At 46.3% G+C, this 12,693-nt stretch carries 12 protein-coding genes; 3 read left to right on the top strand and 9 right to left on the bottom strand.

The window, feature by feature from the left end; all coding sequences use genetic code 11:
- Positions 1–57: 57 nt before the first annotated feature.
- The 3 genes from QUA56_RS35105 to QUA56_RS35095 all read right to left on the bottom strand — a co-directional run bounded on the left by QUA56_RS35105 (position 58) and on the right by QUA56_RS35095 (position 3,002).
- Entirely contained in the window at positions 58–834 is a 777-nt protein-coding gene (locus tag QUA56_RS35105; RefSeq protein WP_333368221.1) for a fumarylacetoacetate hydrolase family protein, read from the bottom strand.
- A gap of 95 nt (positions 835–929) precedes the next feature.
- Positions 930–1,511: a 5-formyltetrahydrofolate cyclo-ligase gene (locus QUA56_RS35100; RefSeq protein WP_333368218.1), complete on the bottom strand. Its 582-nt coding sequence runs from the start codon at positions 1,509–1,511 to the stop codon at positions 930–932.
- Positions 1,512–1,607: 96 nt separating this feature from the next.
- Positions 1,608–3,002 (bottom strand): NB-ARC domain-containing protein, encoded by a 1,395-nt coding sequence (locus tag QUA56_RS35095; RefSeq protein WP_333368215.1) that lies wholly within the window; start codon positions 3,000–3,002, stop codon positions 1,608–1,610.
- Positions 3,003–3,228: 226 nt separating this feature from the next.
- Here QUA56_RS35095 and QUA56_RS35090 point away from each other — a divergent pair, with 226 nt between their 5' ends.
- Both QUA56_RS35090 and QUA56_RS35085 read left to right on the top strand, forming a co-directional pair.
- On the top strand, positions 3,229–3,357 hold the full coding sequence (locus QUA56_RS35090; RefSeq protein ID WP_333368213.1) for a hypothetical protein: 129 nt from the start codon (positions 3,229–3,231) through the stop codon (positions 3,355–3,357).
- A 145-nt stretch (positions 3,358–3,502) separates the two neighbouring features.
- On the top strand, positions 3,503–3,820 hold the full coding sequence (locus tag QUA56_RS35085; protein WP_333368210.1) for a hypothetical protein: 318 nt from the start codon (positions 3,503–3,505) through the stop codon (positions 3,818–3,820).
- A 53-nt stretch (positions 3,821–3,873) separates the two neighbouring features.
- Here QUA56_RS35085 and QUA56_RS35080 read toward each other — a convergent pair whose 3' ends face one another.
- The 6 genes from QUA56_RS35080 to QUA56_RS35055 all read right to left on the bottom strand — a co-directional run bounded on the left by QUA56_RS35080 (position 3,874) and on the right by QUA56_RS35055 (position 9,934).
- The gene (locus QUA56_RS35080; RefSeq protein WP_333368226.1) at positions 3,874–4,485 is read right to left on the bottom strand and encodes a Uma2 family endonuclease; all 612 of its coding nucleotides are present in this window, start codon (positions 4,483–4,485) and stop codon (positions 3,874–3,876) included.
- Positions 4,486–4,770: 285 nt separating this feature from the next.
- Complete coding sequence (locus QUA56_RS35075) at positions 4,771–5,715, bottom strand: GDP-L-fucose synthase (RefSeq protein ID WP_333368207.1); 945 nt, start codon at positions 5,713–5,715, stop codon at positions 4,771–4,773.
- A gap of 405 nt (positions 5,716–6,120) precedes the next feature.
- A complete protein-coding gene (gene gmd / locus QUA56_RS35070) occupies positions 6,121–7,152 on the bottom strand; it encodes a GDP-mannose 4,6-dehydratase (RefSeq protein WP_333368204.1) in 1,032 nt (343 codons plus the stop codon).
- Between the two features lie 224 nt (positions 7,153–7,376).
- Complete coding sequence (locus tag QUA56_RS35065; RefSeq protein ID WP_333368201.1) at positions 7,377–8,108, bottom strand: sugar transferase; 732 nt, start codon at positions 8,106–8,108, stop codon at positions 7,377–7,379.
- 326 nt (positions 8,109–8,434) lie between these two features.
- Positions 8,435–9,598, bottom strand: coding sequence for a glycosyltransferase (locus tag QUA56_RS35060; protein ID WP_333368224.1), 1,164 nt, complete (start codon positions 9,596–9,598; stop codon positions 8,435–8,437).
- Positions 9,599–9,676: 78 nt separating this feature from the next.
- Positions 9,677–9,934 (bottom strand): hypothetical protein, encoded by a 258-nt coding sequence (locus QUA56_RS35055; protein ID WP_333368198.1) that lies wholly within the window; start codon positions 9,932–9,934, stop codon positions 9,677–9,679.
- 89 nt (positions 9,935–10,023) lie between these two features.
- Between QUA56_RS35055 and QUA56_RS35050 the strand changes: the two genes are divergently transcribed.
- Positions 10,024–12,132, top strand: coding sequence for an iron uptake porin (locus tag QUA56_RS35050; RefSeq protein WP_445242981.1), 2,109 nt, complete (start codon positions 10,024–10,026; stop codon positions 12,130–12,132).
- Positions 12,133–12,693: the final 561 nt, after the last annotated feature.

Below are 12,693 nucleotides of genomic sequence, written 5' to 3'. Positions count from 1 at the left end.
ACTAATGACTAATGACTAATGACTACTGACTACTGACTACTGACTACTGACTACTGACTACTGACTACTGACTACTGTATTTTCAAGACTGCCGATGCCTTCAATTTCGATGCGGACTCGATCGCCTATTTGTAGCGGCCCTACTCCTTGCGGCGTTCCCGTCAGTATTACATCACCGGGAATTAGGGTCATTACTTGACTGATGTAGGAGACGAGAAAGTCTGGGGAAAATACCATGCGATCGATCTGGGATGACTGTACCGGTCGCTCGCTCTCATTGACAAAAGTCTGCAATTGTGCAGCAGGACTAAGTTCGCGGACAATCCAAGGCCCCAAGGGACAAAATGTATCGAACCCTTTGGCCCTCGCCCACTGGTTGTCCCGCTTTTGCAAATCTCTGGCTGTTACGTCGTTGGCGATCGTATAGCCCCAAATTTTGCCGTGTGCTTGTTCGGGAGTGCAGTTGGTACAGTGTTCGCCAATCACCAGGGCCAATTCTCCCTCGTAGTCTACCCTTTCCGACTGCTGCGGATAGCGAATCGCTCCACCTGCGGGGATGACAGCACTCGGAGGCTTGAAAAACAGCAGGGGCTCAGCAGGTACTGGGGTTCCCATCTCGGCGGCGTGATCGACATAATTTTTGCCTACGGCTACAATTTTTGAGGGAGAGCACGGGGCGAGAATTTGGTAAGTATCTGGTAAAAGTTCCAAATCAGTTGGTTGTCCTTGTAACCAGGGAGGTGCATCAAATACTTGAACGCTGCGGCTCAGTTGCAGTAAACCGTAATGGATGTGTCCTTGTGTTGTTTTAACTCGAACGTAGCGCTGGGCCATACTATTTTAGATTTTAGATTTTAGATTTTAGATTCTAGATTCTAGATTAAGAGGATATAGGCATAATTGCGGAAAATTAATTTGTTTATGCCCGTTTAAGATTTTTGCTGTACGATTGTCAAATCGATTTCTGTGCAAATTCCGTGCAGCGGTTTGTCCCACGAGTCAACTGGTAGCTGGGCAAGCAAGGCAAATTCAAAGATTGTGCCGATCGCAATTTTTGATTTCCACTCAGCTAAACTGAACATTCGATCGTAATAGCCGCCGCCGTAGCCCAAGCGATAGCCGCGAACATCGCAGCCTACAGCGGGTACGAGGATTAAATCTACTTCTGAGCGGTCTATTTTAGGAGCATCCGGCAGCGGTTCTAGTATGCCGTAAGCTCCAGTATGTAAAGCATCTCCGGGCTGCCAGATGTGCCAGGATAGCTCTTTGCCGACACAGCGGGGAAATCCCCATTTGCGGGGAGTTACAAATAGGGGACTTAAATCTGGTTCTTGGCGACAACTGAAGTAGGCGAGGATTGTTTTTGCTTCGGTGAATAGGGGCGAGTTTTGCAGGCGGTGGCAGATGCGATCGCTCTTTTGTCTCCATTCTTGTGCTGATAGGGATTTGCGGGTGTTGAGGAGCGATTTTCTTAATTCGGTTTTAGTTAATGAAGGTTCAGCAGTATTCATATTTCATATTAAATCATCGCTGCGGGTAGGGACACGGCAATGCCGTCTCCTCAAAATGGGGGACACAGCATTGCCTTGTCCCTACAGATATCGTGGCTAATTAACTGGATTTGATATTACATATTGTCTCACCACAGGACAAACGCTGAATAGCGTTTCATTCTCCTGTTCTTCTATTTCAACTAACGATCGCCTCCCCAAAGATTGCAGCCCGTCGAATAAGTCGGAGGGCGATAAATCGGCATCTTGTAGCAATTGCTCTATTGAAACTGAATTTGCTTCTTGGCTGAGGCGGGAGATTAGCTTTTTCTCTAATTCTGACAAACGATTTATCTGCGGGTGCAATGTTGCTGCCAATTCTTCCCCTAGAAATAGCCTATCATATTTCAAAAAATATGCAACCCGGCCTCGGAATATTTCTTGAATGGTGGTGGCGACTATTTTTAACCACAATGGATTGCCTTGATAGGCGTTAATTAGGTTTTCCCATGTTTCGGGATTGAGTAAACTTTTTTGTCGGAAAATTTCGGCTGCTGCTGTACCTATACCTTTGAGTTGCAAGGTGCGAACTGGTGAATTTTCACCTTTTAAGGCGGTAATTTCTCTGGGAGGTTCCCAACTGTTGAGGATTAAGCAACTGTTGTGGGTTGTTTCTGCGATTTGTCTGAAGAGGATGCTGTAATTTTCGCATTCTGGGCGGTAATTTCCTGCTAGCTGTCCGCTGCTGAGAATGGTTTGCACGTCGTCGAGGATGATGAGACAGCGGTTTTTTCGCAGATATTCCATTAACAGGGAAAGTCGCTCTGGAATGCTTGTCTGGAGTTCGATTTCTGGTTTATTTAAGAGAAATTGTAGGAGATTTTTCAGGGTAGTTTCTAAGGGTGGGGAGTGGCGGAGACTTCGCCAGATGACGCATTCAAAGTTATGCTGAATTTGTCGGAGGAGGTGGAGGGAAAGTGCGGTTTTGCCAATGCCACTGAGTCCTGATATTGCTGCGATGTTGCACTTTTCTTGGACGATGGATTTTTCGAGGGTGGCGAGTTCGGATGTGCGATCGCACAATAATGAAATATGAGGTGCGTCTGCTAAGTCTAGTCTGGTTTGGGGTTTGGAGGTTTCTGAGGTGGGGGTTGAGGGCGATCGCTTTTGTGGATATTCTGAAAATTGACTATCCTTACAGACATTGACATTACCAATAAAAAAATCGTTTCCCGAATTTGATGAAATGATGAATAATTGTCGTCTCTCAAGTGTCGATCGTAAATTCGATGGAGTAACTTCTTCACCTAATACATTTGATAAACGCTTCCATAATTTTGAAGCTACATTCCTGACGTGACCTTCGCTACAATGTGATGCTTCTGCGATTTGAGAGTATTTTTGACCTTCCCATACACCCCCCAGGATAGCTTCTTGCAGATCCTCCAAATGTTCTCCCGTCTTGGCGAAAACCATGTCGTCGGCAAATCTCAAGACTTCTTTAACGTCCATCGGTGAGTTAAGTTTAGGGGTTTGACCTATTATACCTGCTATTTTATGACATTTTATGACATGGATGGCAACATTTGACTTTTTTTGAGAGTTAGCGTTAGGTAAAACAACTTACATTTTCTGACTTTTTATTACTGGACATCACTGTGAATATAATGATATTATTCAAATATAAGCGATCATTTTCCGCTAATAAACTATAGCAATACATTGGAGTATTAAGCTCATGGCTGACAAACCCAAAAGAGAACCTAAGCTGAAATGTCCGCTGTCGCAAGAACAAAAGGAGACGGTCAAAGAGGTGGCTGATGTCATTGATAAGCATAGAAGAATTGTGAGAAAAATTACTGGTTAAAACTAATATTTTTTTGCATCGTATCGATATGAGAAATGATTTGAGTGGGTTTGAAATAATCAGACTATTTTTTGAACTGCTTTTTCAGCTAGTTGACTAAGACTATTGATTGATCGTAGGTATTTGACCCTCAAAGGAAAGAAGCATGGATGCACTCGTAGCAGCAATCGCACAAATTTTAGATTACATTCACACCCAAGGCCCCAACGGGATCGCACAGCTAACAACACTACTCGAAGCTTTCAGGGTTGGAGCAGTTTCTGTTGCGGCTCTGGTTGGCTTGGCTATTAACGTACCCGTTGTTGTTGAAGTTATTGGCCAGTTGATAGCTTTAATCAGTTCTGGTGCTGCTGTTCCTGAAATAGCGACGGCGATGGGGTCGTTGGCGGGTTCACTGGGACTATCTATTGAGGCTCTCATCCAGATATTACAATTTATCGGCGGTTTGATGCTGGCATTTTAAATATATCAAAAGCGATCGCCCTTCCTGAACCGAGGTGCGATCGCACTTTCAATTTATCCCCTCGATCGCACTTCGTCAATTTCTGCTTCTGAATCTTCCTTAGTAAAAATTACATCCTCATAAATAGCATCAATACCTGTGCGAAAATCTACGCTACCCAAGTGAATTTCGCTGCCTTGAGTATAGGAATACAAAACCCACAACCCTTCAGCATTCCGACGAAAACACTCTACCCGCTCACGTTTTTGACTAATTAACACATACTCTTGAAGCGTTTCTAATTCTTGATAGTCAGCAAATTTATCGCCCCGATCGAATCCTTCAGTACCATTTGACAAAACCTCGACAATTAAACGAGGATATCTTTTATAAGATTGAAAAGCTTTGTCCCGTTCATCGCACGTTACCATCACGTCGGGATAGTAGTAAATATTCTGAGATTCAATCCTAACTTTCATGTCCGACATATAAACACGACAGCCACTACCCCGAACATGATTTCTCAAAAGTGTACATAAGTTGCCCGAAACCGTCACATGAGCATCATTTGCATCACCCCTTGCATAGATTTTGCCCTCAACATACTCGTGTTTGAGCTGACTGAGTTCTTCTAACTTCAGATACTCTTCGGGGGAGATATAATTGTGGGTGCGATCGGCAATCATTGGCTTTCCCAAATTTTAGTTTTCGATGATTTCAGTCGAGGTATTTGTATTATAGCAGTTTTCACTCGGATGAAATACAGGACACAGCAGTAGGGAGACGGCACTGCTGCCGACTATTGTCAGTGAATTATCACCCAAATTTGTATAATTTATTAGTGCCAGAAGGCGGATTGGTTTGTGTAGGATAGGTTGCCACCGCCGACTATTATAAATAAGGTTTCTAACCCGCATTTAGTATTATTCCTAAAAAAACCCGATTTATTCAATAAACCGGGTTTTTCACACTTACGCTGCGTGTTTTCGATACCAGTCGATCGTACTTTTCAACCCTTCCTTAAACTTTACCTCCGCAACAAAACCAAACTTTTCCTTAGCCCTTTGGGTATCCAAACAGCGGCGCGGCTGACCGTTCGGTTTGTCTGTTTCCCAAACAATTTCTCCCTCAAATCCCATCAATTCGCAAATCGTTTCCACTAAATCGCGAATTTTAACTTCGCTATTCGTTCCCAAATTAACCGGGTCAGATTCGTTGTAAAATTGAGCCGCCATCACAATTCCCCGCGCCGCATCTGTGGAATACAAAAACTCGCGGCTGGGGCTGCCATCGCCCCAAACCGGCAGTGTTTTGTCTCTCCTTGCTTGCGCTTCGTGGACTTTGCGAATTAATGCGGGGATGACGTGGGAACTTTTCGGGTCAAAGTTATCTTCCGGGCCGTACAGATTTACTGGTAGCAAGTAGATACCGTTGAATTCGTACTGCTGGCGGTAGGATTGCAGTTGCACTAATAAGGCTTTTTTGGCAATTCCGTAAGGTGCATTTGTTTCTTCAGGATAGCCGTTCCAGAGGTCGTCTTCTTTAAATGGAACAGGGGTGAATTTGGGATAAGCGCAAATAGTGCCGACGCAGACAAATTTTTCGACTCCTGCTTCGTAGGCGACGTGGATTAGTTGCGCGCCCATCATCAAATTGTCGTAAAATAATTCAGCGGGTTTGATTTTGTTTAAACCGATGCCGCCGACGTGGGCGGCGAGGTGAATGATGATATCTTGTTTGTCGGCGGCGCGCTTGCAGTTTTCCATGACGCGGAGGTCGCAGTCGATCGATCGAGTCACCGAAATTTTATCGGCATCGGCCCCTGCTTTCACTAACTGGTCGATTACCTGACGGCCCAAGAAACCGGCGCCGCCCGTGACTAGAATGCTTTTGCTGCTTAAATCCAAGCTTGTCATAATTTTAGCCTCGGGATTTTGAATAAGGGTCGATCGACAATTTCAATTCTAAAATTTTTGCTTTAGCAAAAAAAGCTTTCAGCTACAGGACGCGCTTGCCCGCAAATCTATTTTAGCAGCCGCAGATAGGGACAATGTACTCCATGCAAACCCGAAAGTTAGATTTATCGGCCGCGAGTCCTCAACTATCATTTTAATGTTTTTGTTAGCCCGCACATCCGAAAATTTTGCGAGAATTAAGCTGGTTCTTTGAATGCCGATCGCGCTAATAGCTTTAACAATCCTCTCATTAGTTGTGAACAGTGTTTAGGGGCAATCCCGGGCGCGTGGGAGCCTTTCGCCAATGGGGTATACACGGGGCACTACCCCTACACACTGTTCCCAGTGACCGCTTTGTTTAGCGGCTCAATCAAATCCGTTGCCCGAACCCCGACCTTGCTGGTCTAAAGCTTTCATGTCAGCATCTACCATTAAATGTACTAACTCCTGAAAAGTTACAGAAGGTTCCCAATTTAATTGCTGGCGCGCCTTAGTCGAATCGCCAATCAACAGTTCGACTTCTGCCGGACGCAAGTAGCGTTCGTCAAACTCCACATATTTTTGCCAATCTAAATTCACGTAAGTAAAAGCCAAATCGAGAAATTCCTTAATGGAATGGGTCTCGTTCGTAGCAATGACATAATCGTCAGGCTTATCTTTTTGCAGCATCAGCCACATCGCTCGCACGTAGTCTTTAGCATAGCCCCAGTCCCGCTTGGAATCGAGATTGCCCAAGTAAATCTTTTTCTGCTTGCCGGCGACTATTCTGGCAACGGCGCGAGTAATTTTGCGAGTTACAAAAGTTTCACCGCGGCGGGGAGATTCGTGATTGAACAAGATGCCGTTGCAGGCAAAAAGTCCGTAAGATTCGCGATAATTTACTGTTTGCCAGTGACCGTAAACTTTGGCGCAGGCGTAAGGACTTCTGGGATAAAAAGGAGTTGTTTCCTTCTGCGGAACTTCCTGCACCAAACCAAACATTTCCGAAGAACCTGCTTGATAGAACCGCACTTCTATGCCGGTGCGGCGCTGATAGTCCCGAATTGCTTCTAGCAGGCGCAATACTCCCATTCCTACTGTGTCAACCGTATATTCCGGCGAGTCAAAACTGACTCGAACGTGAGATTGAGCCCCTAAGTTATAAATTTCTACCGGCTGAACTTCTTCTAATATCCGGCGGAGAGTGGTGCCGTCGGTTAAGTCGCCGTAGTGCAGAAACAGGCGCGCGCCCTCGCTGTGAGGATCGACATAGATGTGGTCAATGCGATCGGTATTGAAACTAGAACTGCGCCGGATAATGCCGTGAACTTCATATCCTTTATCTAACAGTAATTCGCTCAAGTAGGAGCCGTCTTGACCTGTAATACCTGTTATTAGCGCTCGCTTGCGTTGCGTCATCTGATTTTCCTTTGACAGGCTGTGTTAATTCACAATAAATTTTTGGGCAGAGGCTGTTGCTCCTGCCGATCGTATTCTCAAGCTCTACGTTAACTCACAATTCTTCGATCGGCTTCCAGGAACTGTTTAGTTTTGACAAAGAGTTTGTCGCTTGCTGTCAGTAGTCAGCATCAGTGGTCAGTAACAAATAAAACTAACTACCGATTGCTGACTGCGGACAAAAATTAATATGCGCCGTTATTTTTGGGAAAAATCACAACTCCAATTGTTTTGAAAACAATCCACATATCCATCCAAAGGTTTTTGTCATTGGCGTAATAGAGGTCGATTTGGACTCGGCGGGGATAGGGAATGTCGTTGCGACCGGACACTTGCCACAAGCCTGTAATTCCAGGTCTTATGGTGAGAATTTTGTTGATGTGACGACCGTATCTCGGCAGTTCTTCTTCAACTAAAGGTCTCGGCCCGACGACGCTCATATCTCCTTTTAAAACATTCCAAAACTGGGGAAACTCGTCTAAACTGGTCATTCGTAAAAATCTTCCAATCCAGGTAATTCGAGGGTCTTGTTTCAGCTTGAAATTGTCCTCAAACTCTTGACGCAAATGCGGAGAATTTTCCATGATTTCCAGCAATATATCGTCCGCGTTTTCCACCATCGTTCTGAATTTAAGGCAATAAAACCTTTTACGGTTTTTGCCTACTCGTTCCTGTACGTAAAAAATAGGCCCGGACGAGCTTAAGGCGATTAAGAAAGCCAAAAGCAGGTAAACCGGAGCAAACAGGATCAGAACCGATAAGGAAAACAGGATGTCAAATAACCGCTTGAAAAGTTCTCCGTCGAGGCTCTGTAGAGAACGACTTATGCGTCTATCTCCTTGCAGGACAGGCTGAAAACCGCGTCTCGCGATCGCTCGAATTACCTTGCCGGAGATTAGTTGGCTGTCGGCAGTCATCTTACTCCTTCACTTCACACCACACACAGTCCTGATCATAAAGCCTCAAGACGCTTTGTTCTCTGAATTATGTTTCCAATACTCAATTTTTTGCCTTCAGAAGGCTTCTGAAGGCAGAATGCAGCGGAAGTTGAAGGCTTCTGAAGGCAGAATGCAGCGGAAGTTGAAGGCTTCTGAAGGCAGAAGGAAGAAGAAAGAGGGCTTCTCCCTTCAGAAGGAAGAGGGCACAAGGCACTTATGCAGAGGGCTTCTGAAGGCACTTATGCACAAGGCAGAAGGAATATTTTCCCACTTCCTCACTCTCGGGCTCTCGGGCTCTGTCACTTTCAAGTCCCAGACTTGGTAAAATCGCGGGATTGAAATTCCTGATAGCAGCGTTCCACAAAAGCTAGATAGCGCTGCCCAAAGACATCGGGGGCAAACTGTTCAGCGTGCAACCTGCAGGTTTCTGGCCCAAATTTGCCTTGCAACTGCTCAAATTCCTCGACAGCTTCGACTAATGCCGCTGCGGTTTGGGAAGAAAAAAATAAACCAGTCCCTGTCTCTGGATGTTGGCGAATGTCGAGCACTGTTTCTAAGGCGCCGCCTGCTGCATAGGAAATTACCGGGGTTCCGCAAGCTTGAGCTTCTACCAAAGCTATGCCAAAATCTTCGCAAGCTGCATAGACAAAAGCTTTCGCCTCTGCCATGTACTTTTCAACGATCTCGGCGGGCTGCCAGCCGAGCACTTGCACGTTGGGTTTGGCGATTTGCCGAATCATTTCTAATTCTGGCCCGGTGCCGATGACAATTAGAGTATGCCCGAGTTGATTGAATGCTTGGACGATCGCACTAACGTTTTTGTAACTCACCAACCGGCAAACTGTGACGTAAAAGTCTTGTTTTTGCCGCATCAAGGAAAATCGATCGATATTTACCGGCGGATAAATCACCTGGGCCCGCCGCCGGTAGCACCGCCAAATTCGGCGCGCCGTGTGTTGGGAGTTGGCGATGAAATAATCGACGCGGTTGGCGGAAATTACGTCCCACTGCCGCAGTCGGTGCAGCAAATATCGCGTCAGCAAGCCGGGGATGCCCCGTCCGGCTTTGCTGCTGTGCAAATAGTCAAAAGTTAAGTCCCAAGCGTAGCGCATGGGCGTGTGGCAGTAGCAAACGTGCAGTTGCTGGGGACTGGTGAGGATGCCTTTGGCGACGGCGTGGGATGATGAGAGGATGATGTCGTATTCTCGCAAATCTAGTTGTTCGATCGCGATCGGCAGCAAGGGCAAATATTTTTGCACGCCGCTGCGAGCTCCGGGAAAATGCTGCAAAAATGTTGTGCCAATCTGTCTTTTGAAAAGATAGCTTTCGGGATTTGCCGATTCAAAGTCGATGAGGGCATAGACATCAGCGTCGATGTATTTGAGAATTTCCTGCACTACCAGTTCTGAACCGCCAGTAGCTAAGGGCGTCAACCATTCGTGCACGAGGGCGTATTTGAGTTTTTTCACTTGTATGTAGCCGATCGAACGATTTGTTAGCGCCAGTTCTGTCAATATTAATCTTACCGAGGGATAGCTTACGCAACCTTAAGCCATCAACCGGGTTTCTAGGTAGGTATCTTCAAACTGAGATGTTGCACCATTCTCAATTACTTGTTTAGGAACAGGCATCTTGCCTGTTCCACAAAGAGTGAATTTTCTCGCTTCACAGGCCGGAAAGCCTGTTAAGCGAGAATGGTGCAAGATGTGAGTCAAACCAAGGATTTTGGGAATAAACAGAGTTTTTGTCAAATCAGGGACAGTCAAACCGCAATCAGCAGCAGCGATTCCCCCAATTGTTGACAAGAAATACTATGAGGCGGAATACTGAAGGTGATTTGCGAGCGCCTAAATCTTCGGAACGGGCGATCGGCTCAATATGGTGTGAGGAAAAAATGTCCAAATTTTTGTGGAAGGGACTTTTAGTTAGTCCGGCTGTATTGGCAGCAACTTTAGTCGTATCTTCGACGGCGCTAGCAGCAGAGCAACCTGTAGAAATTGCCGCGACAGCTCAAGCTCATCAATTGCAATTACCAGGTGCTGCAACCGAGTCTACCAAGTCTGAGACGGCAGCGGTTACAGCCGAACCAGCGCCACTAGCTAGCAACTTGACTGTTGAAACTATCGATCGAGAAAGTGCGAACCTCTACGAGGGCTTTCCTTCGGATCGCTTCGCTAACGCTAACGAGCCCGCCCCAGTTGCCGAACAAGCAAAAGCACCGGAAAACGCAGTTGCAGCAGATTTAAGCGAAACCAAACCCGCAGTCGCGCCCGCAAATTTAAGTGCCGAACAACCTGTCGCGGAGCAAATCCCCGCAGTCGCGCCCGCAAACTTAACCGAAACGCCACCCGCAGCCCCACCTGCTAATTTAAACGCAGAAAAATCCGCCGCACAACCCGAGCCGATTGCCCAATCGAGCGATCCAAGTGCCCAACCTCAAGCACAGTCAAATATTTTAGAACAAATCAACCAATACAGCGCCGAAGACAGTAGCAGCGAAGATGCGGCCGGCCAAGTAACCTCAGTTTCCCAACTTTCCGACGTTCGGCCCACCGATTGGGCGTTCCAAGCTTTGCAGTCTTTAGTAGAGCGCTACGGTTGCATAGCTGGCTATCCTGACGGCACTTTTCGCGGCAACCGGGCGATGACTCGCTACGAGTTTGCAGCCGGTTTAAATGCGTGTTTGGATAAAGTTACCGAGCTGATTCAAGGCGGTTCGAGAAATCTGGCAACAAAAGAAGATTTGGCTTCAGTGCAAAGGTTGCAAGAAGAATTTGCGGCGGAATTGGCAACTTTGCGCGGCCGCGTCGATGCTTTGGAAGCGCGCACCTCTGAATTAGAAGCAAATCAGTTTTCGACTACGACTAAACTCAACGGCGAAGTGGTATTTGCTTTGACGGGTATCGCCGGAGGAGATGATGCCGAGGGCCGCGAAGCTGATAAAACGACGGCTTTTGGCAGCAGGGTTCGTCTCAATTTCGACACGAGTTTTTCTGGAAAAGATTTGCTCAGAACTCGACTGCAAGTTTTAAATTTGGGTTCGTTTTCTACTAATAATACGAAAACCGCTGAAGGGGAATTGCGGTTTAATGCCGGGCCTTTTGGCGAGGCTAGCAATACTGTAGGTTTAGATGCGCTGCTTTACCAATTTCCTCTAGGCAAAAGCACTACTGTAATTCTCGAAGCCAACGCCGGCGCGGCTGACGATTTTACCAACACAGTCAACCCTTACTTTGACGGAGACGGCGGCAGCGGTGCTCTTTCTAACTTCGGTACTCGCAACCCGATTTACTATTTGACTGGCGGTTCTGGCATCGCTCTGCGGCATCAGTTTGGGGAAAAACTCGAACTGAGTTTAGGATATTTGGCCGGCAACGCCGCGAACCCGACGCGGGGTAACGGTTTGTTCAACGGTTCTTACGGCGGTTTGGCTCAGTTGACTTTCAAACCGAGCGACAGCATTGCTTTAGGTTTAACTTACGTTAATTCCTACAACTTTGTGACCGGTACCGGCAGCAATGCTTCTAATTTCCCGGTGCGTCTCGGTTCCTTCGGGCTCGACAGCGATAGCAATCTGCCAGTTTCTAGCAATTCCTACGGCGCGCAAGCTTCGTTGAAACTTGGTCGCCGAATTGCTCTTGGCGGTTGGGCGGGTTACACAAACCAGCGCATTTTGTCGAACTTGGCTACTCCTACCGGTTCTGTGCAGCGGGGAGATCAAAAAATCTGGAACTGGGCAGTTACTTTGGCTTTTCCCGATTTGTTGAAAGAAGGAAATGTGGCGGGGATTCTGGTAGGTATGGAGCCGCGGGTGACGAGTTCTACTAATCGGACTTTGCCGGAAGATAAGGATACTTCGCTGCACGTTGAAGGTTTCTATCAGTTTAAGTTGAGCGACAATATTTCTGTCACTCCTGGTGTGATTTGGCTGACTGCTCCCGACCACAATAAGGATAATTCTGATTTGGTGATTGGGGTGATCAGAACGACGTTTACTTTCTAGGAGCAGCCCTTGGGGATTTTAGATTTTAGATTTTAGATTTTAGATTGGCGGTTTTAATCTAAAATCTAAAATCCCCAATCTAATACTAATTCTCAAAAGTCATGCAACATTAGCTGTAGGGTGCGTCGCCACCCTTAAATCATAAAAAAGAGCGACAATCTCAAAGCGACGCACCTTACAAACAGGGTTCAGGAAACAAACCTAACACTCATGATTGTTGCTTTCTGGAGGCGAGAATTGGTATAAAATTGTCAGAGCTCGGGTTTAATGTTTCAACAGAAACGACCAGCTTTAGCAAAAGCTGGTCTGCACAAATAGTTAAATCCGTTGTGTTCCCACAGTGTTTTTCTCACAGTGAGGAAACCCAAGTTGCACGTTTCTTTGCAGCGGGTTCTCAAAGAAATATCATCTCTTTTAAGGGGTATTTTCACAACAAAATTTAATTTTTTGTAATAAAACTTTACATTATCTCGTGGACGGTTGCATCGGAATAATATATTTGTGATGATACCAGTGCGAGCGTCTCGCTCGCGACATAGATCGCGCGCGAGACGCGCGCAC

This window comes from Microcoleus sp. N3A4 (genome assembly GCF_036701805.1).
Classification (GTDB): Bacteria; Cyanobacteriota; Cyanobacteriia; order Cyanobacteriales; family Microcoleaceae; genus Microcoleus.
Note: the sequence above shows the minus strand (reverse complement) of the source record. Positions and strands in the feature narration are given on the sequence as shown.